This is a genomic window from Pseudomonas crudilactis, assembly GCF_013433315.1.
Classification (GTDB): Bacteria; Pseudomonadota; Gammaproteobacteria; order Pseudomonadales; family Pseudomonadaceae; genus Aquipseudomonas; species Aquipseudomonas crudilactis.
This window is the reverse complement of record NZ_WXVV01000019.1, coordinates 100226-124116: the sequence shown is the minus strand read 5'-3', so window position 1 is coordinate 124116 and position 23891 is coordinate 100226. Positions and strand designations below refer to the sequence as shown.

General features: G+C 59.3%; 22 protein-coding genes and 1 pseudogene. 12 read left to right on the top strand and 11 right to left on the bottom strand.

The window, feature by feature from the left end; genetic code table 11:
- Positions 1-56 precede the first annotated feature (56 nt).
- Both GTU76_RS20605 and GTU76_RS20600 read left to right on the top strand, forming a co-directional pair.
- Positions 57-1205: an efflux RND transporter periplasmic adaptor subunit gene (locus tag GTU76_RS20605; RefSeq protein ID WP_180699456.1), complete on the top strand. Its 1149-nt coding sequence runs from the start codon at positions 57-59 to the stop codon at positions 1203-1205.
- Positions 1206-1218: 13 nt separating this feature from the next.
- Positions 1219-4245, top strand: coding sequence for a multidrug efflux RND transporter permease subunit (locus tag GTU76_RS20600; RefSeq protein ID WP_180699455.1), 3027 nt, complete (start codon positions 1219-1221; stop codon positions 4243-4245).
- Between the two features lie 135 nt (positions 4246-4380).
- Here the strand turns inward: GTU76_RS20600 and GTU76_RS20595 are convergent, their stop codons facing one another.
- The 5 genes from GTU76_RS20595 to colR all read right to left on the bottom strand — a co-directional run bounded on the left by GTU76_RS20595 (position 4381) and on the right by colR (position 8109).
- On the bottom strand, positions 4381-4608 hold the full coding sequence (locus GTU76_RS20595) for a hypothetical protein (protein WP_016986677.1): 228 nt from the start codon (positions 4606-4608) through the stop codon (positions 4381-4383).
- Between the two features lie 2 nt (positions 4609-4610).
- Entirely contained in the window at positions 4611-5327 is a 717-nt protein-coding gene (locus GTU76_RS20590; protein WP_180699454.1) for a lipopolysaccharide kinase InaA family protein, read from the bottom strand.
- A 4-nt stretch (positions 5328-5331) separates the two neighbouring features.
- Positions 5332-6000, bottom strand: coding sequence for a class I SAM-dependent methyltransferase (locus GTU76_RS20585; RefSeq protein WP_093430559.1), 669 nt, complete (start codon positions 5998-6000; stop codon positions 5332-5334).
- 161 nt (positions 6001-6161) lie between these two features.
- The gene (locus GTU76_RS20580) at positions 6162-7436 is read right to left on the bottom strand and encodes a sensor histidine kinase (RefSeq protein WP_016986674.1); all 1275 of its coding nucleotides are present in this window, start codon (positions 7434-7436) and stop codon (positions 6162-6164) included.
- The gene (colR, locus tag GTU76_RS20575; RefSeq protein ID WP_016986673.1) at positions 7426-8109 is read right to left on the bottom strand and encodes a two-component system response regulator ColR; all 684 of its coding nucleotides are present in this window, start codon (positions 8107-8109) and stop codon (positions 7426-7428) included. The genes GTU76_RS20580 and colR overlap by 11 nt, the downstream gene beginning before the upstream one ends.
- 202 nt (positions 8110-8311) lie before the next feature.
- On the opposite strand from colR, the gene GTU76_RS20570 reads away from it, so the two are divergent.
- The gene (locus GTU76_RS20570; RefSeq protein ID WP_180699453.1) at positions 8312-10261 is read left to right on the top strand and encodes an LTA synthase family protein; all 1950 of its coding nucleotides are present in this window, start codon (positions 8312-8314) and stop codon (positions 10259-10261) included.
- 54 nt (positions 10262-10315) lie between these two features.
- Positions 10316-11059: a phosphatase PAP2 family protein gene (locus GTU76_RS20565; RefSeq protein WP_180699452.1), complete on the top strand. Its 744-nt coding sequence runs from the start codon at positions 10316-10318 to the stop codon at positions 11057-11059.
- A 13-nt stretch (positions 11060-11072) separates the two neighbouring features.
- On the opposite strand, the pseudogene GTU76_RS30435 reads toward GTU76_RS20565, so the two are convergent.
- The 5 genes and pseudogenes from GTU76_RS30435 to GTU76_RS20545 all read right to left on the bottom strand — a co-directional run.
- Positions 11073-11195 (bottom strand): annotated as a pseudogene (locus GTU76_RS30435) (metal ABC transporter ATP-binding protein); the annotation flags it as partial.
- Between the two features lie 56 nt (positions 11196-11251).
- Positions 11252-12898 (bottom strand): chaperonin GroEL, encoded by a 1647-nt coding sequence (gene groL, locus GTU76_RS20560; RefSeq protein ID WP_175553332.1) that lies wholly within the window; start codon positions 12896-12898, stop codon positions 11252-11254.
- 50 nt (positions 12899-12948) lie between these two features.
- The gene (locus tag GTU76_RS20555; RefSeq protein ID WP_007916610.1) at positions 12949-13242 is read right to left on the bottom strand and encodes a co-chaperone GroES; all 294 of its coding nucleotides are present in this window, start codon (positions 13240-13242) and stop codon (positions 12949-12951) included.
- Between the two features lie 248 nt (positions 13243-13490).
- Positions 13491-13967, bottom strand: a complete 477-nt coding sequence (locus GTU76_RS20550) for an FxsA family protein (protein WP_016986669.1) — start codon at positions 13965-13967, stop codon at positions 13491-13493.
- A gap of 65 nt (positions 13968-14032) precedes the next feature.
- Positions 14033-14764 carry a HugZ family pyridoxamine 5'-phosphate oxidase gene (locus tag GTU76_RS20545; RefSeq protein WP_180699451.1) on the bottom strand — a complete coding sequence of 244 codons (732 nt, stop codon included), beginning with the start codon at positions 14762-14764 and terminating at the stop codon, positions 14033-14035.
- A 163-nt stretch (positions 14765-14927) separates the two neighbouring features.
- On the opposite strand from GTU76_RS20545, the gene GTU76_RS20540 reads away from it, so the two are divergent.
- Positions 14928-15686: an SDR family oxidoreductase gene (locus GTU76_RS20540; protein WP_180699450.1), complete on the top strand. Its 759-nt coding sequence runs from the start codon at positions 14928-14930 to the stop codon at positions 15684-15686.
- A gap of 131 nt (positions 15687-15817) precedes the next feature.
- Here GTU76_RS20540 and apbC read toward each other — a convergent pair whose 3' ends face one another.
- Positions 15818-16912, bottom strand: coding sequence for an iron-sulfur cluster carrier protein ApbC (gene apbC, locus GTU76_RS20535; protein ID WP_180699449.1), 1095 nt, complete (start codon positions 16910-16912; stop codon positions 15818-15820).
- A gap of 155 nt (positions 16913-17067) precedes the next feature.
- Here apbC and metG point away from each other — a divergent pair, with 155 nt between their 5' ends.
- From metG to nth, 7 genes are all read left to right on the top strand, one after another.
- Positions 17068-19119 (top strand): methionine--tRNA ligase, encoded by a 2052-nt coding sequence (gene metG, locus GTU76_RS20530; RefSeq protein ID WP_180699448.1) that lies wholly within the window; start codon positions 17068-17070, stop codon positions 19117-19119.
- Positions 19120-19233: 114 nt separating this feature from the next.
- The gene (locus GTU76_RS20525; RefSeq protein ID WP_180699447.1) at positions 19234-19803 is read left to right on the top strand and encodes an electron transport complex protein RnfA; all 570 of its coding nucleotides are present in this window, start codon (positions 19234-19236) and stop codon (positions 19801-19803) included.
- Complete coding sequence (gene rsxB / locus GTU76_RS20520; RefSeq protein WP_016986664.1) at positions 19800-21008, top strand: electron transport complex subunit RsxB; 1209 nt, start codon at positions 19800-19802, stop codon at positions 21006-21008. The genes GTU76_RS20525 and rsxB overlap by 4 nt, the downstream gene beginning before the upstream one ends.
- A complete protein-coding gene (locus tag GTU76_RS20515) occupies positions 20995-21978 on the top strand; it encodes an RnfABCDGE type electron transport complex subunit D (protein WP_016986663.1) in 984 nt (327 codons plus the stop codon). Before rsxB ends, GTU76_RS20515 begins: the two co-directional genes overlap by 14 nt.
- Positions 21975-22580 carry an RnfABCDGE type electron transport complex subunit G gene (locus tag GTU76_RS20510; RefSeq protein WP_180699446.1) on the top strand — a complete coding sequence of 202 codons (606 nt, stop codon included), beginning with the start codon at positions 21975-21977 and terminating at the stop codon, positions 22578-22580. The genes GTU76_RS20515 and GTU76_RS20510 overlap by 4 nt, the downstream gene beginning before the upstream one ends.
- Positions 22577-23158: an Rnf-Nqr domain containing protein gene (locus GTU76_RS20505; protein WP_180699445.1), complete on the top strand. Its 582-nt coding sequence runs from the start codon at positions 22577-22579 to the stop codon at positions 23156-23158. Before GTU76_RS20510 ends, GTU76_RS20505 begins: the two co-directional genes overlap by 4 nt.
- Positions 23155-23793 carry an endonuclease III gene (gene nth / locus GTU76_RS20500; protein WP_016986660.1) on the top strand — a complete coding sequence of 213 codons (639 nt, stop codon included), beginning with the start codon at positions 23155-23157 and terminating at the stop codon, positions 23791-23793. Before GTU76_RS20505 ends, nth begins: the two co-directional genes overlap by 4 nt.
- Positions 23794-23891: the final 98 nt, after the last annotated feature.

Sequence of the window (23891 nt, the reverse complement as noted above, 5' to 3'; positions counted from 1 at the left end):
GTACTCGGAGTAATGTGCCCGCCTGTCTCACCTGATTTATCCAAGGAACTGGAAATATGCTGCGTCGCCGCATGCTGATCATGTTGGGTGTTGTTTTGTTGATCGTCCTGGTGCTGGGCGGGTACAAAGCCTTTTCGATCTACACAATGATCCAGGGCTTTTCCAAGCCGAAACCGCCCATCAGCGTCGCCGTGGCCCACGCCACCGAGCAGCCGTGGCAGTTGCGTTTGCCCACCGTCGGCACGCTCAAGGCGCTGCAAGGTGTCGAGCTGAGCCTGGAAGTGGCCGGCACCGTCACCGAACTCAAGTTCGAATCCGGACAGAAGGTCAAGGCCGGGCAACCGCTGCTGCAACTCGACAGCGCCGTAGAGACCGCCCTGCTGGAAACCGCCAAGGCCGATCTGGGTCTGGCGCAACTGGACTTCGGCCGTGGCAGCCAACTGGTCGACAGCCGCGCGATCTCCAAAGGCGAGTACGATCGCCTCTCCGCCGTGCTGCAAAAGAACAAAGCCACGGTCAATCAGCTCAACGCCTCGCTGGCGAAAAAACGCATCCTCGCGCCGTTCAGCGGCACCATCGGCATCCGTCAGGTCGACGTCGGTGACTATCTGGCCAGTGGCACAAAAATCGCCACACTGCAGGATTTGAGTAGCCTCTACGCCGACTTCTACCTGCCCGAACAATCGGTGCCGAAACTCGCCATCGGTCAGCCGGTGCAGATCTCGGTCTCTGCTTACCCGGGGCAAAACTTCGCCGGCAAGATCAGCGCGATCAACCCGATCGTCGAAAGCACCACGCGCAATATTCTCGTGCGCGCCACCCTGGCCAACCCCGACGGCAAGCTGCTGCCGGGAATGTTCACCAGCCTTGAAGTGCTGCTGCCCGACCCGCAGAAACACATCGTTGTGCCAGAAAGCGCGATCACCTACACCCTCTACGGCAACTCGATCTACGTGGTCGGGCAGAAGAAAGCCGAGGACGGCAGCGTCGAAAAGGATGACAAGGGCCAACCGGTGCTGATTGCCGAACGCCGCTTCATCGAAACCGGTGAACGCCGCGATGGCCTGGTGATGATCAACAAGGGCGTGCAGAGCGGCGAACAAGTGGTGACGGCCGGCCAGATCAAACTGGACAACGGCGCCCACATTGCCATCAGCGACGACAAGACCCTCGGCGAGCAGAACAGTCCGCCGCGCGCCGACTGATCAAGGAATCCTCATGGCTTTTACTGATCCGTTCATCCGCCGCCCGGTGCTCGCCACTGTGGTCAGCCTGTTGATTGTGCTGCTGGGTTTCCAGGCCTGGAGCAAGTTGCCGCTGCGCCAATACCCGCAAATGGAAAACGCCCTGATCACGGTGACCACCGCTTATCCCGGGGCCAACGCCGAAACCATTCAGGGCTACATCACCCAGCCGATGCAGCAAAGTCTGGCCAGCGCCGAGGGCATCGACTACATGACCTCGGTCAGTCGGCAGAACTTCTCGGTGATTTCGATCTACGCGCGCATCGGCTCCAACACCGACCGCTTGTTCACCGAGCTGCTGGCCAAGGCCAACGAGGTGAAGAACAAGCTGCCACAGGACGCCGAAGACCCGGTGTTGAGCAAAGAGTCCGCCGACGCCTCGGCGCTGATGTACATCAGCTTCTTCAGCAAGGATCTGAGCAACCCGCAGATCACCGATTACCTGTCACGGGTGATCCAGCCAAAACTGGCAACCCTGCCGGGCATGGCCGAAGCGGAAATCCTCGGCAATCAGGTGTTCGCCATGCGCCTGTGGCTCGACCCGGTGAAGCTCGCCGGTTTCGGCCTCAGCGCCGCCGATGTGACCAACGCCGTGCGCCAGTACAACTTCCTTTCCGCCGCCGGCGAAGTGAAAGGCCAGTACGTGGTCACCAGCATCAACGCCAACACCGAACTGAAATCCGCCGAGGCCTTTGCGGCGATCCCGCTCAAGGTCAGTGGTGACAGCCGCGTGCTGCTCAGCGATGTCGCGCGGGTGGAAATGGGCGCGGAAAACTACGACTCGATCAGCTCCTTCGGCGGCACGCCGTCGGTGTACATCGGCATCAAGGCGACCCCCGGCGCCAACCCGCTGGACGTGATCAAGGAAGTGCGCAAGCTGATGCCCGAGCTGGAAGCGCAACTGCCGCCGAATCTGAAAAGCGAGATCGCCTACGACGCCACGCTGTTTATTCAGGCCTCCATCGACGAAGTGGTGAAAACCCTGTTCGAAGCGGTGCTGATCGTGATTGTCGTGGTGTTCCTGTTCCTCGGTGCGCTGCGTTCGGTGGTGATCCCGGTGGTGACCATTCCACTGTCGATGATCGGCGTGATGTTCTTCATGCAGATGATGGGCTACTCGATGAACCTGCTGACGCTGCTGGCGATGGTGCTGGCCATCGGTCTGGTGGTCGACGATGCGATTGTCGTGGTGGAAAACATCCATCGGCACATCGAGGAAGGCAAAACGCCGTTTGATGCGGCGCTGGAAGGTGCGCGGGAAATCGCCATGCCGGTGGTGTCGATGACCATCACCCTGGCGGCGGTGTATGCACCGATCGGTTTTCTCACCGGGCTGACCGGGGCGCTGTTCAAGGAGTTTGCCCTGACCCTTGCCGGTGCGGTGGTGATTTCCGGGATCGTCGCCCTGACCCTGTCGCCGATGATGTGCGCGTTTTTGCTACGTCACGAGGAAAACCCCAGTGGCCTGGCACACCGCCTCGACCGTATCTTCGAAGGCCTCAAGCGCCGTTATCAAAGCATGCTGCATGGCACGCTGAACACGCGGCCGGTGGTGCTGGTGTTCGCGGTGATCGTGTTGTGCCTGATCCCGGTGTTCCTCAAGTTCACCAAATCGGAACTGGCGCCGGATGAAGATCAGGGCATCATTTTCATGATGGCCAACGCGCCGCAGCCGACCAACCTCGATTACCTGAGCACCTACACCGACGAGTTCATCAAGATCTTCAAGGAATTCCCGGAGTACTACTCCTCGTTCCAGATCAACGGCTACAACGGTGTGCAGGCCGGTATCGGCGGCTTCCTGCTCAAGCCGTGGAACGAACGCAGCCGCACGCAGATGCAGATCCTCCCCGAAGTGCAAGGCAAACTGGGCGCCATCCCGGGTCTGCAGATCTTCGGTTTCAACCTGCCCTCCTTGCCCGGCACCGGTGAAGGCTTGCCGTTCGAGTTTGTGGTCAACACCGCCAACGATTATGAGCTGTTGTTGCAAGTCGCCGACCGGATCAAGAAACGCGCGATGGAATCCGGCAAGTTCGCCTTCGTCGACCTTGATCTGGCGTTCGACAAGCCCGAAGTCGTGGTCGATATCGACCGCGCCAAAGCGGCGCAGATGGGCGTGTCGATGCTGGATCTCGGTGGCACGCTGGCGACGCTGCTGGGCGAGGCGGAAATCAACCGGTTCACCATCGAAGGGCGCAGCTACAAGGTGATTGCTCAGGTCGAACGGCCGTACCGCGACAACCCGGACTGGCTGAACAATTACTACGTGAAAAACACCCAGGGTGAGTTGCTGCCACTGTCGACGCTGATCAAGGTCAGCGACCGCGCCCGACCGCGCCAGCTCAATCAGTTTCAGCAACTCAACGCGGCGAAGATTTCCGGGTTCCCGCTGGTGAGCATGGGCGAAGCCATCGACACCGTGTTGCAGATTGCCCGCGAAGAAGCGCCCGCCGGGTTCGCCTTCGACTATGGCGGCGCCTCACGCCAGTTCGTCCAGGAGGGCAGCGCGTTGTGGGTGACGTTTGCCTTGGCGCTGGCGATTATCTTTCTGGTGCTGGCGGCGCAATTCGAGAGTTTCCGCGATCCGCTGGTGATTCTGGTGACTGTGCCCTTGTCGATCTGTGGGGCGTTGATTCCGTTGTTTCTCGGCTGGTCGAGCATGAACATCTACACCCAGGTCGGGTTGGTGACGCTGATCGGTCTGATCAGTAAACACGGCATCCTCATCGTCGAGTTCGCCAACCAGTTGCGCAAGGACAAAGGCCTGACGGCGCGTGAAGCCGTTGAGGAAGCGGCGGCGATTCGCTTGCGGCCTGTACTGATGACCACGGCGGCGATGGTGTTTGGCATGGTGCCATTGATTCTCGCCACGGGGGCGGGGGCGGTCAGTCGTTTCGATATCGGCATGGTGATTGCCACAGGGATGTCGATTGGCACGTTGTTTACGCTGTTCGTGCTGCCGTGTGTTTACACCCTGCTGGCGAAACCTGATACGCCTTGAAAGCAAAAGATCGCAGCCTTCGGCAGCTCCTACACCGATCCATGTAGGAGCTGCCGAAGGCTGCGATCTTTTGATCTTGCTGGCATAAAAAAAGGCCTCGCATCTGCGAGGCCTTTTATGTGGGCTTCAATCGGTTCAACTTTGCGGCCTCATCCCTTGAGAAAGTCCGAACATGAACAGCAACAAATCATGATCGGGTTTGGTCGCCACGGCGGCTTTCGCCACCCGTGGGACTGCGCAGTGGGCGTCGTCTACGGACGCGCCAACCACCTGCATGCGGGGCTGCTCCCAGGCAGCCACCGCCAATGACGCAACTGCCAAGGCTCCAACCAAAAACAAACCTCGTGCAATTTCTAGTTTCATCGCTATAAACCTTTGATAGCGCTGCCAAACGCCGTCTCATAAAAGTAGACGAGTTTTTTCCAGTCCGCGTCGCGGAACGACGAATGGCGGCGCAATTGCTTCATGTCGTGGGAAGCGGCGCGATAGGCAGTCAGACGCTGGCGGCACTTCTCCAGATCGATCAAGGCAACCTCGACCTTGGCCGACTCGCCCTCGCCCGTCACCCGCACAAACACGTGTTTGATGTAAATGCAGCTGTGCTGCCAACGGCCCTTGTGCATGCGCGCCAGGTTCTCGGCGAGGTCCTTGAGCACACGCTCGTAAATCCCATCGCCACACTGATCGCGACCGCCGGCAGCCGCCAGCCAATGTTCCAGTTCCTGGAAACCGTCCAGGGACTTGGTCACCAGCAGCGCGCGCCATTTGTGCTGCGGATCAGGCTGGGCGCCGCAGAAAACGATTTCTGGCACGCGCACACCGAGCTTGCTCACGCCGGTCAGCGCGTCGAGTTCACGCAGAACAGTGGGACGGCCAAAAGGGTGCAACCAACTGCGATAGATATGACCGGTCTGGCGCTTGGCATACAGCAGTTGACCATCGCGCCCCACGACCCTTTGCACGCCACTTTCGCCACCGCGTCGAACGTTGGGTTCTTCCACCCAATCGCCACGCTGGTTCCAGTAAAAGTCAAAGCGATCTTGCGGAGCGACATCCGTTTCTGCTGCCAATTGCACTGCCATCCTGTTACCTCTTGCGTAATACGTAAACCCGCCACATGGCGTAGAGCGGAATAAAGTCCAGTTGTTCCTGAATCCGAAAACCTGCCTCTTCGAATTCCTTTTCCACCGTAGCGGCCGGTAACACAAAGCGATTCTGATACTCGCGTTTGTCACGGTTGCGCTCGGCTCGCTGGCGTTTCCAGGCTTTGAAATTGCCATCAACCCACAGCGAAACGATCACACTGTCGCGGGTGACGCGCTCGAATTCGCGCAGAATCGCCCGGCGATGCTCGGCTTCACCGATGTGGTGGAGCAGACGCATGCAGAAAATGCTGTCGACGGCGTTGTCAGGCAAGGCAATGTCGAAGGCAGATGTGTGCAAGGGTTGTACCCGTTTCACCACATCGGCCGGTTGCGACTGCATAGCCGTCTTGATCATCGACTCGGAATTGTCCGCGCCGATAATCACCCGGTTAGCCTTTTCGCCCAGCAAGGGCCAGAAACGCCCGGCACCGCAAGGCAGATCCAGCACCAGTCCCGGCTCACCCACCGACGCCAGCGCCTTGCGGGCCAGCTGTTCGTCACGCCAATGGGAGAGACGCCGTCCAAGGCTTTCTTTGTGCTTGCGCAGGTATTTCTGCGCGTGTTGATCGTCGTACTTCTCGGAAAAATCGAGTTTGATCGGACCGGCCATCACCTGGACTCCTGAATTGCTGATGTCACCACCTTAAGGAGCGGCGTGTCAGCGTCAGGTCATCCGTTTGTGAAAAAAATGTCCGGTAAACAGACAAATTATTACAGCGTTATACAGGATTTAGACAGGAAGGAGGGAGTAGCACCGAGCCACTCCGGGCGTCAGATTTTGCCCAGATCCACCTCGAAGCGGCAGCCATTGGGCTCCATCGTGCTCAAGCTGACGGTCCAGCCCTGGTTCTCGCAGATCCGCTGAACCAGCGACAATCCCAACCCCAGGCCTTCGCCGCGCTTTTCGCTGCCACGCACGAAAGGCTCGAACATGGCTTCGCGTTTTTCCTCCGGAATGCCGACACCGGAGTCTTCCACCACGAAACCGCTGCCGTTGAGCGTCAGGCGAATAAAGCCCTTCTCGGTGTAGTGGCAAGCGTTGCGCAACAGATTGCCCATCACCGCGGTCAGCAAGGTCGCGTTGTAGCACGTGTGCGGCGGACTCCCCGGTTCGAACTGCAAGGTCAGCCCTTTGCTTTCGATCGGCTCACGCCACACGCACAACAGGCTGTCCGCAACTTGAGCGAGATTCTGTTGCGGCGCCGAGCCGGCATCTTCGCGCTGGGAGCGGGCGAGCATCAGGAAGGTCTGCACCAGTTCGCGCATTTCCTCACTGGCCCGGGCAATGCGCTCGACCTGATTACGCCCGCGCTGATCGATGGCCGGGTTTTCCATCAGCAGTTCGCAGGAGCTGGCCAGCACCATCAATGGCGTGCGCAACTCGTGACTGACGTCGCTGGTGAACAATCTTTCACGGGTCAGCGCCTGACGCAGACGTCCCAGCGTGGCATCGAACGCCACCGCCAGTTCGCCGACTTCGTCTGCCGCATAATCCGGCGCCAGCGGCGGTGCCAGTCCGAGTAACTGGTCGCGATGGCGCACTTGCCGGGCCAGCCGCACCACCGGTGCCATCACCTTGCGCGCCAGCACCCAGCCGAGGAACACCGCCAGCGCCAGACTGAGCACAAAGCCCACCAGTACCACGGCAAACAGTACCCGCTCGCGCTCTTCGAAATCGCTTTGATCCTGCAGCAGCACATAACGCCGACCGTCAACGATCTCGACCATCGCGTGATACGAAAGCTGCTCGCGGAACACTTCATGGAAACCCGCATCGAGGTGACGCAAGTCCTTGGGCAGCTCGAAATCACCCGGCCCGCCGCTGAAATAGAACAATTGGTCCGGTTCCGGGCGGTGGCTCCAGTCCGAAACATTGTCCATGAGCAAAAGGCGCTGCAGGTCGCCGCCCAGCCCGGCCGAAATCAACTTCTCTTCCACAAGGTGCACGGTCGCAACAATGCCCATGGCAAACGCGCCGGCCACCAGTGCGCTCATCAGCGCAAAAGCGATGATGATCCGCTGGGAAAGGCTTTGCTTAAACTCCATCGCGGCCCTCGGCCAAGCGATAACCGACGCCATGCACGGTGTGCAGCAGTGGTTTGGCGAACGGTTTGTCAATCACCTGACGCAATTGGTGCACGTGGCTGCGCAGGCTGTCGCTGTCCGGGCAATCATCACCCCACAGCGCCTCTTCAAGAATTTCCCGACGCAAGACATGCGGGCTCTTCTGCATCAACACCGCCAGTAACTTCAGGCCGACCGGGTTGAGCTTGAGAAACTTGCCTTCACGGGTCACTTCCAGTGTATCGAGGTCATAGCTCAGATCTCCGACCTGCAACGCCCGGCGTCCGCCACCCTGGGTACGCCGCATCACCGCTTCGACGCGCGCGGCCAGTTCCGACAGGGCGAACGGTTTGACCAGATAATCGTCAGCCCCGGACTTGAAGCCCTGCAAGCGGTCGTCGAGTTGATCGCGGGCAGTGAGCATGATCACCGGCGTGTCACGACGGGCGTCTTCACGCAGGCGTTTGCACAGGGTGTAGCCATCGATGCCGGGCAGCATGATGTCGAGCACGATCAGGTCGTAATGCTCGGTGGCGGCCAGATGCAGGCCTGACAGACCGTCCTGGGCGCAATCGACGGTATAGCCTTTGAGCCCCAGGTAATCGGCCAGATTGGCGAGGATATCGCGGTTGTCTTCAACCAATAGAATTCGCATGGGCACTCCTCCGTACACAGTAACGGCCGTCATGGCTCGCGCAGCTTAAGGCCATCGCCAGCTCAGGGCTAGGGCTGAAAGCCTCGTAAATCAACTCTCTCAGGCAAATTCAAAGCTTAACGAGTTTTTCACTATTGGTTCACAACCTGACTACAGTGACAACGCGAGACTCTCGCGCCATTAGATATAAGGAATGTAGACAATGGACTTTTTCAAGACGGCGCCCATGCGCCTTCTGCTGTTGGTCACTGGCGTCTGGCTGGTGCTGTTCTTCCTGACCCGAACCGTCCTGCTGCTGACTCACCTTGATGAGGCCGGCGGCATTGCGCTTTCCGTGTTCGGCATCGGTCTGTTGTATGACCTGGGTTTCCTCGCCTATGCCGCGCTGCCGATGGGCCTGTACCTGCTGCTCTGCCCGCCAGCGCTGTGGCGTCGCCGTGGCCATCGCTGGTTTCTGCAAGGGCTGCTGACCGTCAGCCTGTTCGCCATGCTGTTCGTCTCGGTGGCCGAGTGGCTGTTCTGGGACGAGTTCGGTGTGCGCTTCAACTTCATCGCCGTCGACTATCTGGTGTATTCCGACGAAGTGCTGAACAACGTGCTGGAGTCGTATCCGATCGCTACGCTGTTGAGCATTCTGGCGCTGCTGGCCATTGCTATCAGTTTTGCCCTGCGCAAGCCGTTCAACTCTGCGCTGGACGCTCCGCTGCCGCCGTTACGTGGACGTCTGCTCAATGCATTGGCGTTGCTGGTGGTCGCCGGCCTGAGCCTGCAACTGCTCAGTCAGGATGCGCCACGTGCGCAGGGCGGCAACGCCTATCAGAACGAACTGGCGAGCAATGGCCCGTATCAGTTCTTCGCCGCGTTCCGGAACAACGAACTGGACTACACGCAGTTTTACGGCAGCCTGGCGCCGGAAAAAGTCGCCCAGCAGATTCGTGCCGAACTGAATGAACCCCACGCGCAGTTCATCGGCAAGGACCCGCAGGACATCCGCCGGATGATCGACAACCCCGGCACCCCACGCAAACCGAACATCGTGCTGGTAACCATCGAAAGCCTCAGCGCCAAGTACCTGGGCAGCAATGGCGACGAGCGTAACCTGACACCGAATCTGGATGCCTTGCGCAAACAGAGCCTGTACTTCAACAACTTCTACGCCACCGGTACCCGTACCGACCGCGGCCTGGAAGCCATCACCCTGGCCATTCCACCGACCCCGGGCCGTTCGATCGTCAAACGCATCGGTCGTGAAAGCGGTTTCGCCAGCCTCGGTCAGCAACTCAGCGCGGTGGGCTACGACAGCGTGTTTGTCTATGGCGGGCGCGGCTACTTCGACAACATGAACGCGTTTTTCAGTGGCAATGGTTACCGCGTGGTCGATCAGAGCAGCGTTGACGAAGCCGAGATTCATTTCAAGAACGCTTGGGGCATGGCCGACGAGGACCTGTACAAACAGACCCTGAAACTGGCCGATGCCGACTATGCCAAGCAGCAACCGTTTCTGTTGCAGTTGATGACCACCTCCAACCATCGCCCCTACACCTATCCGGACGACCGGATCGACATCAAATCCGGTAACGGTCGTGATGGCGCGGTGAAATACACCGACTACGCGATTGGCCAGTTCCTTGAGCAGGCGCGGCAGAAACCGTGGTTCGACAACACGATCTTCATCTTCGTCGCCGACCACACAGCCGGTAGCGCCGGTAAAGAAGACTTGCCGATCGCCAACTATCAAATCCCACTGTTTATCTATGCGCCGAAACTGGTCGAGCCGCGTGAAAGTGGCCAACTGGCCAGCCAGATCGATCTTGCGCCGACGCTGCTGGGCCTGTTGAACATGGATTACCAATCGACGTTCTTCGGTCGCAACCTGTTGCAGGACAACCCACTGCCACCGCGCGTGGTGGTCGGCAACTACCAGCATCTGGGCCTGTTCGACGGTAAGGATCTGGCGATACTCAGCCCGCGCCAAGGCTTGCGTCGACATGACGATGCGCTGACCGAGAGCCGCGAATCCCGCGCAACCAGCGATGACCCGCTGATCAGCCGCGCCATCACCTATTACCAAACCGCCAGTTATGGCTTCAAGCAACAGCTGCTTGGCTGGAAAGCACCCAAGGAGGGTGCTCCGCAAGTCAGCGAACGTTAATCGAAGCGCCCCGGGCTGATGCCCCGGGGCGTGTTCTTTTATTCAGGAACCAACATGTCATCAAGTGTTGTACGCCCCACCCCTCGCCCGCTGAATCTGTGGCTGTATCTGGGCATTCCCCTCATCGCGGCGATCAGCCTGATTCTGCTGGAAATGACTGACCTGGACATGGTGCTGGCGCGGTTGTTCTATGACCCGGTGGCTGGCGACTTTATCGGACGCCACAGTTTTTTCCTTGAAGACATCCTTCACGACCGTGCCAAACAGGTGGTGATCGGCTTCTCGGTGTTTGCGGTACTGGGCTTTATCGGCTCGTTTTTTATCGCAAGACTGAAGCCATTCAAGCGTGAGCTGGGCTGCCTGGTGCTTTCGCTGGGCCTGGCGACCTCGTTCGTCACCCCAGTCAAAGCCGTGACGGCGGTGCAATGCCCCTGGAGCCTGGAACAATTCGGCGGCCATGAAACCTACAGCAAACTGATGGAACATCGTCCACAGACCAACAAGCCCGGCCGTTGCTGGCCCGGTGGCCATGCGGCGACGGGGTTCACCTTGTTTGCTTTGTTCTTTGTCTTGCGTGATCGGCGGCCGCGCCTGGCGCGTCAGGCTTTCATCTTTGCCTTTGCACTCGGCTCGGTGTTTTCGATCAGCCGGATGATGCAGGGCGCGCACTTCTTCTCGCACAACGTGTGGACGGCGATTTTCTGCTGGCTGATTTGTCTGGGCTCGTATTACTGGGTGCTGTATCGCCCGGCGGTGAAAACCGAGGCCGTCATCAAGGCACAACCGGTCAGCGCCTGAAATATAGATCTCATTGTGGGAGCGAGCCTGCTCGCGAATGCGGTGTGTCATTCAACATTAATGTTGGCTGATCCGGCGCCTTCGCGAGCAGGCTCGCTCCCACAGGGGATTGGTGTACCGCTGAAATACAGGCAATAAAAAACCCCGCTGACTTTCGCCAGCGGGGTTTTGCGTTACAGGGACAAGGCTGGCTTACATCATGCCGCCCATGCCACCCATGCCGCCCATGTCTGGCATACCGCCGCCAGCGCCGCCGTCTTTCTTCGGCGCGTCAGCTACAGCTGCTTCGGTGGTCAGGATCAGACCGCCGATCGACGAGGCCGCTTGCAGAGCGGAACGGGTTACCTTGGTTGGGTCCAGGATGCCCATTTCGATCATGTCGCCGTATTCGCCAGTCGCAGCGTTGTAACCGAAGTTACCTTTGCCGTTCTTGACTTCGTTGACCACAACGCTTGGCTCGTCGCCGCTGTTGGCAGCGATCTGACGCAGCGGCGCTTCAACAGCGCGACGCAGAACTGCGATACCGACGTCCTGATCAGCGTTGTCGCCTTTCAGGTCAACCAGGGTTTGCAGAGCGCGAATCAGCGCAACGCCACCGCCAGGTACCACGCCTTCTTCAACGGCTGCGCGAGTTGCGTGCAGGGCGTCTTCAACGCGGGCTTTCTTCTCTTTCATTTCTACTTCGGAACCAGCGCCAACCTTGATCACTGCAACGCCGCCGGACAGCTTGGCCAGACGCTCTTGCAGTTTTTCACGGTCGTAGTCGGACGAAGTCTCGGCAACCTGAGCACGGATCTGAGTGATGCGCGCCTGGATGTCGGATTCTGCACCGGCACCGTCAACGATGATGGTGTTTTCCTTGGAGATGGTCACACGCTTGGCGCTGCCCAGGTTTTCCAGGGTAGCGGCTTCCAGGCTCAGGCCGATCTCTTCGGAGATAACGGTACCGCCGGTCAGAACAGCGATGTCCTGCAGCATGGCCTTGCGACGGTCGCCGAAGCCTGGTGCCTTGACGGCTGCGACTTTAACGATGCCACGCATGTTGTTCACGACCAGAGTCGCCAGGGCTTCGCCTTCAACGTCTTCGGAAACGATCAGCAGTGGACGGCCGGCTTTGGCAACGGCTTCCAGCACTGGCAGCATTTCGCGGATGTTCGAGATCTTTTTGTCGACCAGCAGGATCAGCGGGCTGTCCAGCTCGGCAACCATGGTCTCTGGCTTGTTGACGAAGTACGGAGACAGGTAGCCACGGTCGAACTGCATGCCTTCAACAACCGACAGTTCGTTTTCCAGGCCAGTGCCTTCTTCAACGGTGATCACGCCTTCTTTGCCGACTTTTTCCATGGCTTCGGCAATGATGTCGCCGATGGAGTTGTCGGAGTTGGCCGAGATGGTGCCGACCTGAGCGATGGCCTTGGTGTCAGCGCATGGCTTGGACAGGTTCTTCAGCTCTTTGACGATAGCGATGGTCGCTTTGTCGATACCGCGCTTCAGGTCCATCGGGTTCATGCCGGCAGCGACGGCTTTCAGGCCTTCGTTGACGATCGACTGAGCCAGAACGGTAGCGGTAGTAGTACCGTCACCAGCGTCATCGTTGGCACGGGAGGCAACGTCTTTGACCAGCTGCGCGCCCATGTTTTCGAAACGGTCTTCGAGTTCGATTTCTTTGGCGACGGAAACGCCGTCCTTGGTGATGGTCGGAGCGCCGAAGCTCTTCTCGATGATCACGTTACGGCCTTTCGGGCCCAGGGTCGCTTTTACTGCGTCAGCCAGGACGTTGACGCCCTTGAGCATTTTTTTACGGGCGGAATCGCCAAACAGAACTTCTTTAGCAGCCATGATCGATATTCCTTAAATACTTTGTAGTAGCGGGAAAATGAACGGGGGAATCAGCCTTCGATAACAGCGAGGATTTCGTTCTCGCTCATTACCAGCAGGTCTTCGCCGTCGACTTTCACAGTGTTGCTGCCGGAGTAAGGACCGAACACAACCTTGTCGCCTTCTTTAACGGACAGTGCGCGCACTTCGCCGTTTTCCAGAGCTTTGCCCGGGCCTACAGCGAGAATCACACCGTGGTTGGCTTTTTCAGCAGCCGAACCTGGCAGGACGATACCGCCAGCGGTTTTCTTTTCTTCTTCGCTGCGACGGATTACGACGCGGTCATGCAGAGGACGAAGCTTCATTGTCGATCTCTCCTAATTGTGGTTTTCATCGGCCGGTGTAGTCCCGGCGGGTTTAACAAATCCGGCCTGCGCCGGTTGCGGATCGTCAAGCGAGCCGCGGAAGTCTGACTGGCTCAAATGCCAGAAACCTTTCGGTGACCGATACATAAGGGCGCATAAGCTTATTACAAGGGCGCGGGCAGAAAATTTTTCACTTCAGCACCCCGAAAATGAACACGGCACCCGAAGGTGCCGTGCAGACAGTGCAGTTACTTGGTGTCGCGGTGTTCGAACTCGCCTTCGATCACATCACCCTCGCGGCCCAGAGGCTGACGCGGCGCAGGACCGCCACGGGGTTGCAGGTCATCGGCGAACGCACGCTGGCGCATGGCCTGTTCTTCGGCGCGCTGGCGCATTTTGTTCGCCAGCAGTCGACGACTGAACGGCAGCAGCATGACCAGACCGACCACGTCGCTGATAAAGCCCGGCAGAATCAGCAGGCCACCGGCCAGAGCCAGCATCAGCCCTTCGAGCATGGTTTGCGCGGGCAATTCGCCGCGGTTCAGGCTTTCACGGGCACGCAGTGCCGTGGCCAGACCGGCGACGCGCAGCACGAACACGCCGAACATCGAGCCGAGAATGATCAGCAGCAGGGCCGGGAAAAACCCGATGGAACCTGCCACTTTGACGAATACGAACAGCTCCAGCACTGGAAACAGCAGAAAGAGCAACAGAAAAGGGCGCATCAAAGTTTCCTCAACGCAAGAAATGCCTTGCAGTAAGCCTTAGATGACGTCGCCCTTTCGTGAATTCAAGCGTCGACCACTGCATTTTTTGGCCAGACCTGTGCGTGAGCCAATGAAACCAAGGCTTCGCGCACTTGTGTCGGCGTATGACAAGGGGCTTGAAACGGCAACCAGTACAGCGCCTGACCGATGCGCAGGTGCATGCCCTCAGTATCGATCCCGGCCAGTTGCGCAGGTACGTTTTTCGGCAGACCGGCGAGATCGACGTAGTGCGCGATGGCTTTGGCGTGGTCACTGTTCATGTGCTCGACCATGCTGATTTCAGCCTCGCCGGCGAACGGGTTGGCCAGGGTCAGTTGATCGACCCAGTGGATCGCGCCGAAACCGCCGATGTAGCGGTGACGCACCGGGGTCAGCACCCAGAAATCGAAATCGTGGGCCTTGTGGTAGTTCTGCGAATCCGGGAAATAACGGTAGTAGCGCTCGGCAGCGGCGTCGATGACTGCCGCGTCTTCAAGCTTTTGCGCTTGCGCCAGATAGGTCAGGCGACCAACGGCTTGCACGTCATCGGCTTCGCGCTCCCCCACCAACATCGAGCATTTCGGATCTTTTTGCAGGTTGTGGGTGTGCTGGGCGATGCGGCTGATCAGGATCAGCGGCCGGCCCTGCTCGTCGAGGCAGTACGGCACCACGGAGCCAAAGGGAAAACCGGGCATCGATTTGGAGTGGGTCGACAGCACTCCGCGGTATTCCTTGAGAAGCAATTCTCGGGCATTCTTCGCCACTTCAACGCTCAATTTATGACTCCTTAAATAGAATCCGTCGAAAAAACGGACAGGCGCCGGGGATCAAGTCCCGGTCAGCCGGCGGGCAATTCTCATGTGCAACCCAGCCACGGCCGGTGCAGATCGGGAGTCGCTGAAAACAAAAACTACTCAGACCTGCTATCGGGGCATGCGAATGCAACTCAACGACAAAGTAATCATTATCACTGGCGGTTGCCAGGGTTTGGGCCGCTCGATGGCCGAGTATTTCGCCGGCAAAGGCGCGAAGCTCGCCCTCGTCGACCTCAATCAGGAAAAGCTCGACGACGCGGTCGCGGCTTGCAAGGCCAAGGGCGTCGAGGCGCGCAGCTATCTGTGCAACGTCGCCAATGAAGAGCAGGTCGAGCACATGGTCGCTCAGGTCGCCGCCGATTTCGGTGCCATTCATGGCCTGATCAACAACGCCGGGATCCTCCGTGATGGCCTGCTGCTCAAGATCAAGGACGGCGAAATGACCAAGATGAGCCTGGCACAGTGGCAGGCTGTCATCGACGTCAACCTGACCGGCGTCTTCCTCTGCACCCGTGAAGTGGCGGCGAAAATGGTCGAGCTGAAGAACACTGGGGCGATCATCAACATCTCGTCGATCTCGCGGGCGGGCAACGTTGGCCAGACCAACTATTCGGCGGCCAAGGCCGGTGTTGCCGCAGCCACCGTGACTTGGGCCAAGGAACTGGCGCGTTATGGTATTCGTGTAGCGGGAATTGCACCGGGTTTCATCGAAACCGAGATGACTCTGGGCATGAAGCCGGAAGCGCTGGAGAAGATGACTTCGGGGATTCCGCTCAAGCGCATGGGCAAGCCGGAAGAGATTGCGCATTCGGCGGCGTATATCTTCGAAAACGACTACTACACCGGGCGGATTCTGGAGATGGATGGCGGGTTGCGCATCTGACTGCCAACACAAAACAAATGTAGGAGTGAGCCTGCTCGCGATAGCGGATTAACATTCAACAAATGAGTTGAATGATCGACCGTTATCGCGAGCAGGCTCACTCCTACAGGGTTATCGGTATTGCTGATTGATCAATCGTCGCTGATGGTGATGTTAGGCATCGCCGGGGTAGCGGCTTCCTGCAACACGATCCGTGCGCCGACGTGACGGGCCAGTTCCTGATAGACCATGGCAATCTGGCTGTCAGGCTCGGCGATCACCGTTGGCTTGCCGCCATCGGCCTGCTCGCGGATCAGCATCGACAGCGGCAGCGAAGCCAGCAGCTCTACGCCGTATTGGGTCGCGAGTTTCTCACCACCGCCCTCACCGAACAGATGCTCGGCATGCCCGCAGTTCGAGCAGATGTGCACGGCCATGTTTTCCACCACGCCCAACACCGGAATGTTGACCTTGCGGAACATTTCCACGCCTTTGCGCGCGTCGAGCAATGCGAGATCCTGTGGCGTGGTGACGATCACCGCGCCGGCCACCGGGACTTTCTGCGCCAGGGTCAGCTGGATATCGCCAGTGCCTGGCGGCATGTCGATCACCAGATAATCGAGATCGCCCCACGCGGTTTGCGTGACCAGTTGCAGCAAGGCGCCCGAGACCATCGGCCCGCGCCAGACCATCGGCGTGTTGTCGTCGGTCAGGAACGCCATCGACATGACTTCTACGCCGTGCGCCTTGAGCGGCACGAACCACTTCTGATCCTTGACCTCCGGGCGGGTGCGCTCGGGGATGCCGAACATGATGCCTTGGCTCGGGCCGTAGATATCGGCGTCGAGAATACCGACCTTGGCGCCTTCACGGGCCAGGGCCAGAGCGAGGTTGGCGGCGGTGGTCGACTTGCCCACACCGCCCTTGCCCGACGCCACGGCGACCACGTTCTTGACGTTGGCCAGCCCCGGAATCTGCGCCTGCGCCTTGTGTGCGGCGATCACGGTGTTGATCTCGACTTTCGCCGCGGTCACGCCATCGAGGTTTTCGATGGCCAGTTGCAGCAGTTGCGCCCAGCCGCTCTTGAACAGACCGGCGGCGTAACCGATTTCCAGCTGCACGTTGACGCGATCACCGACGATCTCGATGTTCTTCACGCAACCGGCGCTGACCGGATCCTGGTTCAGGTAAGGGTCGGTGTATTGGCTGAGGACGGCTTCCACCGCTGCGCGAGTGACGGCACTCATGGGCAACTCCGATAACAAGACTGGGAAAAGATGGCGGGTATCCTACCCCTTCTATCCTCCGGACGGCATGCCTGGCAACGATTTGCAGAGGTGAAATATCTTGCCCGGCGCTTTATAGTGGCCGACCTCCGTTTCATCAAGTAGCGAAGCCCCACATGTCCGAACCACGCAAGATCCTCGTCACCAGCGCCCTGCCCTACGCCAACGGTTCGATTCACCTTGGCCATATGCTGGAATACATCCAGACCGATATGTGGGTGCGCTTCCAGAAGCATCGCGGCAATCAATGCATTTACGTCTGCGCCGACGACGCCCACGGTTCGGCGATCATGCTGCGCGCGGAAAAGGAAGGCATCACCCCGGAACAACTGATCGCCAATGTGCAGGCTGAACACAGCGCCGACTTTGCCGAGTTCCTGGTCGATTTCGACAACTTCCACTCCACTCACGCCGAAGAAAACCGTGAGCTGTCGAGCCAGATCTACATCAAGCTGCGTGACGCCGGGCACATCGCCCAACGTTCGATCACCCAGTATTTCGACCCGGAAAAGAAAATGTTCCTGGCCGACCGCTTCATCAAGGGCACCTGCCCGAAATGTGGCACTGAAGACCAGTACGGCGACAACTGCGAAAAATGCGGCGCGACCTACGCACCGACCGATCTGAAGGATCCGAAGTCGGCCATCTCCGGCGCCACCCCGGTGCTCAAGGATTCCCAGCACTTCTTCTTCAAACTGCCAGACTTTCAGCAAATGCTGCAGACCTGGACCCGCAGCGGCACCCTGCAAGACGCCGTCGCCAACAAGATCGCCGAATGGCTGGACGCCGGCCTGCAGCAGTGGGACATCTCCCGCGATGCGCCGTACTTCGGTTTCGAGATTCCGGGCGAGCCGGGCAAGTATTTCTACGTGTGGCTGGATGCGCCGATCGGCTACATGGCCAGCTTCAAGAACCTCTGCGACCGTACGCCGGAGCTGGACTTCGACGCGTTCTGGGGCAAGGACTCCACCGCCGAGCTGTACCACTTCATCGGCAAGGACATCGTCAACTTCCACGCGCTGTTCTGGCCAGCGATGCTCGAAGGCGCGGGCTACCGCAAGCCGACCGGCATCAACGTGCACGGCTACCTGACCGTCAACGGCCAGAAGATGTCCAAGTCGCGCGGCACATTCATCAAGGCGCGTACGTATCTGGATCACCTGTCGCCGGAATACCTGCGCTACTACTACGCGGCCAAACTCGGTCGTGGCGTTGATGACCTCGACCTGAACCTCGAAGACTTCGTGCAGAAGGTCAACTCCGACCTGGTCGGCAAAGTGGTCAACATCGCCAGCCGTTGCGCCGGTTTCATTCAAAAAGGCAACGCCGGCCTGCTGGTCGACACCAATGCCGCGCCAGAGCTGACCGAGGCGTTCATCGCCGCCGCGCCAAGCATTGCCGACGCCTATGAAGCCCGCGACTTCGCCCGCGCCATGCGTGAAACCATGGCCCTCGCCGACCGCGCCAACGCCTGGATCGCCGACAAGGCGCCATGGTCGTTGAACAAGCAGGAAGGCAAGCAGGATGAAGTCCAGGCGATCTGCGCCACCGCCATCAACCTGTTCCGCCAACTGGTGATCTTCCTCAAACCGGTGCTGCCGCTGCTGGCCGCCGATGCCGAGGCGTTCCTCAACGTCGCCCCGCTGACCTGGAACGACCACACCACGCTGCTGGCCAACCACCAGTTGAACGAATTCAAGCCGTTGATGACCCGCATCGACCCGGTAAAAGTGCAAGCCATGAGCGACGCCTCGAAAGAAGACCTCACCGCCAGCCAGACCGACACCGGTGCCGCTGCTCCGGCCGGCAATGGCGAACTGGCCAAGGATCCGCTGTCGCCGGAAATCGACTTCGACGCCTTTGCCGCAATCGACCTGCGCGTCGCGCTGATCGTCAAGGCCGAACATGTCGAAGGTGCTGACAAGCTGCTGCGCCTGACACTGGATATCGGTGACGAGCAACGCAACGTGTTCTCGGGCATCAAGAGCGCCTACCCGGATCCGTCCAAGCTCGATGGTCGCCTGACCATGATGATCGCCAACCTCAAGCCACGGAAAATGAAGTTTGGTATCTCCGAAGGCATGGTGATGGCGGCCGGTCCTGGAGGTGAAGAAATCTACCTGCTGAGCCCGGACAGCGGCGCCAAGCCGGGTCAGCGCATCAAGTAACAGCTGGCGGTCAATTGATCCCACAGGCGTGCCCGGCATGCCTGTGGGATTTTTCATATCTGGCCGGATAATGCCTAACCTTATGAGACACCCACCCGTTTCACCGGCAGAACCATGACCGAACTCGTGCTAACGCTTGTCAGTGCTGCGCTGCTCAACAACTTCGTGTTGCACTGGCCGCTGGGCGTCGATCCGCTGTTGGCGGGCAGTCGTCGACAGGTGCATGCGCTGGGGCTGGCGACGTTGTGTCTGATGCTGGTTGTCGGTGTGGCTGGTTATGCGATCTGGCATTGGCTGTTGGTGCCGTTGCAAATTGAGGCGCTGCGCCTGTTTGTGTTTCTGCCGTTGAGCGTCTTGCTGATTGCGCCGCTGCTGAAACTGTTGACACGCTGGCTGCCGGGTCTGCCGTTCGACGGTCTATGGCCATTGTTGCTGGGCAACGCCGGTGTGCTCGGGCTGGCACTGATCAACGCGCAAAACGATCGGGGCCTGCTGCAGGCGACAGCGCTGAGTCTCGGTGCCGGGCTGGGTTTCTGGCTGGTGCTGAGCCTGTTCCTGGATTTGCGTGACCGTACGGCCGACAACGATATTCCCCTGCCCTTTCGCGGCTTGCCGATCGATCTGATCAGCGCCGGTTTGATCGCAGTGATTTTTCTCGGATTCAGTGGACTGATCAAAACATGAGTCTGATTCAACGCATCGATGCCCTTCTGCCGCAGACCCAGTGCGGCAAATGCGGCCATCCCGGATGCAAGCCGTATGCGCAGGGCATCGTCGCAGGCGAGCCGATCAACAAGTGCCCGCCGGGCGGTGACGAAACCATCGCCGCCCTGGCTGAACTGTTGAAAGTGCCGGTGCTGGAACTGGACATCAGTCGCGGCGCAGCGCCGCCGCAAGTGGCGTTCATCCGCGAAGCCGAATGCATCGGCTGCACCAAGTGCATCCAGGCCTGCCCGATCGACGCGATTGTCGGCGCGGCGAAACTGATGCACACGGTGATCATTGACGAATGCACCGGTTGCGACTTGTGTGTTGCGCCGTGCCCGGTGGATTGCATTGAAATGCACCCGCTGCCGCTCGGCACATTGCCGGTGGTGGGAGGTCTGGCCTTCAATCTCGACGAGCAACGCGCTCGCGCCGTTAAACGTGATCACGCACGTCAACGCTTTGAGCGACGCAATGACCGTCTTCAACGCGAAGAACAACAGAAACAGGCTGAGCGTGAAACCCGAGCGAAACGGGCGGCGCAACCTGAAGTGACTGCAAGCAATCCGGTGCAGGCTGCGCTCGAGCGGGTGCGTGCACAGAAAGCGGCGACTGCGGATGCGGCGCTGAAGAAAGCCAAGATCGATGTGGCCATGAGCCGTGCGCAACTGCACAAATCGCTGAAGGCCTTCGGCCATCCGCCGACCTTCGAGCAGCAGGCGCAATTAATCGTGTTGCAGCAGCAATTCGAAGCGGCCGAGCGGGCTTTGGCGGCCGTTGAAAGCAGCGCTCCGCCAGCACCCACAGTGCCTGCCCCTGCCAAAGACGCCGATCTGAAACGGGCGAAGATCCAGTTGGCCATGCGCCGCGCCGAACTGAAAAAAGCCCAAACCGCCGAAGCGGCGCCGGAGCAGATCGCCGCGCTGGAACGAGCATTAAGCGATGCCGAGCAGGCCCTTCACGCCGCCGAAGCCACAAGCGATCAGCCGTTGCCTGACCTGGTGCGTGTCGAAAAACGTCCGATCGACAGCCAGCTTCGCCAGTTGAAAACCGAATTGGCCTACGCCCGCGCGGACCTCAACAAACTTGAACGGCGCGCCGACACGCCCACAGAAATGCTCGACAAGGCCCGCGCCCGCCTGCAAGACGCCGAGCGCCAGGTGCAAGATCATGTCGCCCCTTGAGGCGCCGGACGATCGCCTGCAACAGGCGATGAAGCTGGTACTGCTGGCGACGTTGCCGGGGCTGCTGGCGCTGTTCTGGTTTTACGGTTGGGGCTTGTTGATCAATCTGATCCTGTCCGCCAGTACTGCGTTGGTGGTCGAGGCCGGTATCACCCGCCTGCGCCGGCAACCGTTGCGGCTCACCCTGAGCGACGGCAGCGCGCTGGTCAGTGCAACGCTGCTTGCCGCAGCCTTGCCGCCATATTGCCCTTGGTGGCTGACAGTGGTCGCGATCGCTTCGGGCCTGCTGTTTGGCAAACACCTGTACGGCGGCGTAGGCAAAAATCCGTTCAACCCGGCCATGCTCGGTTTTGCCCTGGCGATCGTGATGTTCTCGCAGCCGATGACGCAATGGCCTGCTCACGGAATGAATCTGCTCGACGCCGTCCAGCAGGTATTCAACCCACGGCAGGCCCCGGATGCCTGGGTGCAGGCCACGGCGCTGGACACCCTGCGCATCAACAAAAGCCTGACCATCGATGAACTCTTCGCCGCCAACCCGGCCTTCGGCCAATTCGGCGGACATGGCGTGGAATGGGCGAATCTGGCGTTTCTGGTTGGCGGGCTGTTTTTGCTGCAACGGCGAGTGTTCGGCTGGCACGCGCCGGTCGGTATGCTCGCCAGCCTGTTGGTGGTCAGTCTGCTGTGCTGGAATGGCTCAGGCTCCGACTCTCACGGCTCGCCAGTGTTTCACCTGCTGAGCGGCGCAACCATGCTCGGCGCATTTTTCATCATCACTGAACCAGTGTCCGGCGCCAGAAGCGCGCTCGCCCGGCTGCTTTTCGGTGTTGGCGTCGGTTTGCTGACTTATCTGATTCGTACGTGGGGTGGGTACCCGGACGGTGTTGCGTTTGCGGTATTGCTGATGAATCTCTGCGTACCGGCACTGGAACGTTTTGCCGTGAGCCGGCAAGCACGGACGACGCCATGAACCGATTGACGAGTACACTCACCCTGCTGCTGCTGACCATTGTCGGCACCGGTACGACGTATCTGGTACAACGCAGCAATGCCCCGCAGATTGCCGCCGAGCAACGCCTGATCGACAGCGACAAACTGCTCGATGTGCTCGCAATCAATAGTTACGACAATCAACCGCTGGAGCAGCCGCTGCCATTGGCGGATATTGCCTTGCCCCATAGCACGCTGACCGGTGGCTATCGCGCGACCCAGGCTGGGCAACCGGTAGCTGTGTTGCTGCGTAGCCAGTCCCAAGGTTATACGGGTACTGTCGAGTTACTGATCGCCATTGATGCCCAGGGAAGACTGCTGGGTGTAAAGCCCCTCAAGCAAAATGAAACACCAGCGCTCGGCGGACATCTGGGTGACTGGCCGAATGCCTGGCTTGGGGCATTCACCGGCAAATCCAGTAATGAGCCGACGGATACCGGTTGGGCTCTGAAAAAGGATCAAGGCCAATTCGATCAGATAGCCGGGGCGACGATTACGTCCCGCGCGGCGATCAACGCGATCCATGACGCGTTGCGCTACTTCGATGCCCATCGGACGGCGTTGCTGGGGAGCGAACCATGAAGCGGATGGCAAACCTGTCGCACTCATTGACGCTGGTAATCCTGCTGGGCACAACCAGCTCACTGGCGGGTGCGCTGGTAGCCGCTTTGATGTTCATCACTGTGGCCGGTGCATATGGCTTTTGCATGGCACCGTTGCGAGGGCACGTCTCGAGGGCAAGTACATTGCTGGCGAGTTTGTTGCTCGCGGCCACGTTGACCAGTTGTGCAGAGATCTTCGTGCAACGCTGGTTCTTGCCATGGCACCAGGCGTTTGGTCTATACGCTGGCCTGATCGGGCTGCAGTGCATGGTGCTGGAGCACCATGGATTTTTCCGCCAGACGCTGACCGAGCGCCTCAGACTCGGCGCCGGACTTGGCGTTTTGATGCTGATACTTGCCGGGCTACGAGAACTCGCGGGCCGGGGAACCCTCGGGCAAGGCCTGTTTGAACACTGGCAAGGTCTGGTCTTTTTCAGTGACGGGCTGCATTTGGCAGCCCTGGTTCCCGGCGCTTTGATTTTGTTGGGGTTGCTGCTCGCAGCTCGTCAGGCGTGGACCGGTTCGAACTCTATTTTCAAGGAAACGCATCGCCCATGAATGCCGCAAAACGTCTTGAGATTTTTCGTCGACTGCACGAGGACAACCCCGAGCCGAAAACCGAACTGGCCTATACCTCGCCTTTCGAACTGCTGATTGCGGTGATTCTTTCAGCGCAATCGACCGACGTCGGTGTCAACAAAGCGACAGCGAAGCTGTTTCCGGTCGCCAACACGCCTTCAGCGATCCATGCGCTGGGCGTCGAAGGGCTGTCCGAGTACATCAAGACCATCGGCCTCTACAACAGCAAGGCCAAGAACGTCATCGAGACCTGCCGCTTGCTGGTCGAACGTCACGGCGGTGCAGTGCCACAAACGCGTGAAGAGCTTGAGGCCTTGCCTGGCGTCGGTCGCAAAACTGCCAATGTGGTACTCAATACAGCCTTTCGCCAGTTGACCATGGCCGTCGACACGCACATCTTCCGCGTCAGCAACCGGACCGGCATCGCTCCCGGCAAGAACGTGGTCGAAGTGGAAAACAAGCTGATGAAGTTTGTACCCAGACAATTTCTGCTCGACTCTCATCACTGGCTGATTCTCCATGGGCGCTATGTGTGCCTGGCCCGCAAGCCGCGGTGCGGTAGCTGCCGAATTGAAGACCTGTGCGAGTACAAACACAAAACATCGGACGATTGACCGGCTATTGGAATTATTGAATGGTCGATTGAAAAAATCTTTTTTACCCGCCGCGGGAATGTCGATATAAGGAGCGCCAAAGGCAGTCTTAGTGTGGG

Coding starts and splice junctions, on each gene's coding strand:
- GTU76_RS20555 (WP_007916610.1), bottom strand. CDS start 13,242: ATGAAGCTTCGTCCTCTGCATGACCGCGTCGTAATCCGTCGCAGCGAA.
- GTU76_RS20605 (WP_180699456.1), top strand. CDS start 57: ATGCTGCGTCGCCGCATGCTGATCATGTTGGGTGTTGTTTTGTTGATC.
- GTU76_RS20515 (WP_016986663.1), top strand. CDS start 20,995: ATGTCGCCCCTTGAGGCGCCGGACGATCGCCTGCAACAGGCGATGAAG.
- GTU76_RS20505 (WP_180699445.1), top strand. CDS start 22,577: ATGAAGCGGATGGCAAACCTGTCGCACTCATTGACGCTGGTAATCCTG.
- GTU76_RS20570 (WP_180699453.1), top strand. CDS start 8,312: ATGGACTTTTTCAAGACGGCGCCCATGCGCCTTCTGCTGTTGGTCACT.
- GTU76_RS20590 (WP_180699454.1), bottom strand. CDS start 5,327: ATGGCAGTGCAATTGGCAGCAGAAACGGATGTCGCTCCGCAAGATCGC.
- metG (WP_180699448.1), top strand. CDS start 17,068: ATGTCCGAACCACGCAAGATCCTCGTCACCAGCGCCCTGCCCTACGCC.
- GTU76_RS20540 (WP_180699450.1), top strand. CDS start 14,928: ATGCAACTCAACGACAAAGTAATCATTATCACTGGCGGTTGCCAGGGT.
- nth (WP_016986660.1), top strand. CDS start 23,155: ATGAATGCCGCAAAACGTCTTGAGATTTTTCGTCGACTGCACGAGGAC.
- GTU76_RS20510 (WP_180699446.1), top strand. CDS start 21,975: ATGAACCGATTGACGAGTACACTCACCCTGCTGCTGCTGACCATTGTC.
- GTU76_RS20525 (WP_180699447.1), top strand. CDS start 19,234: ATGACCGAACTCGTGCTAACGCTTGTCAGTGCTGCGCTGCTCAACAAC.
- GTU76_RS20600 (WP_180699455.1), top strand. CDS start 1,219: ATGGCTTTTACTGATCCGTTCATCCGCCGCCCGGTGCTCGCCACTGTG.
- apbC (WP_180699449.1), bottom strand. CDS start 16,912: ATGAGTGCCGTCACTCGCGCAGCGGTGGAAGCCGTCCTCAGCCAATAC.
- GTU76_RS20580 (WP_016986674.1), bottom strand. CDS start 7,436: ATGGAGTTTAAGCAAAGCCTTTCCCAGCGGATCATCATCGCTTTTGCG.
- rsxB (WP_016986664.1), top strand. CDS start 19,800: ATGAGTCTGATTCAACGCATCGATGCCCTTCTGCCGCAGACCCAGTGC.
- GTU76_RS20585 (WP_093430559.1), bottom strand. CDS start 6,000: ATGGCCGGTCCGATCAAACTCGATTTTTCCGAGAAGTACGACGATCAA.
- groL (WP_175553332.1), bottom strand. CDS start 12,898: ATGGCTGCTAAAGAAGTTCTGTTTGGCGATTCCGCCCGTAAAAAAATG.
- GTU76_RS20595 (WP_016986677.1), bottom strand. CDS start 4,608: ATGAAACTAGAAATTGCACGAGGTTTGTTTTTGGTTGGAGCCTTGGCA.
- GTU76_RS20550 (WP_016986669.1), bottom strand. CDS start 13,967: ATGCGCCCTTTTCTGTTGCTCTTTCTGCTGTTTCCAGTGCTGGAGCTG.
- colR (WP_016986673.1), bottom strand. CDS start 8,109: ATGCGAATTCTATTGGTTGAAGACAACCGCGATATCCTCGCCAATCTG.
- GTU76_RS20565 (WP_180699452.1), top strand. CDS start 10,316: ATGTCATCAAGTGTTGTACGCCCCACCCCTCGCCCGCTGAATCTGTGG.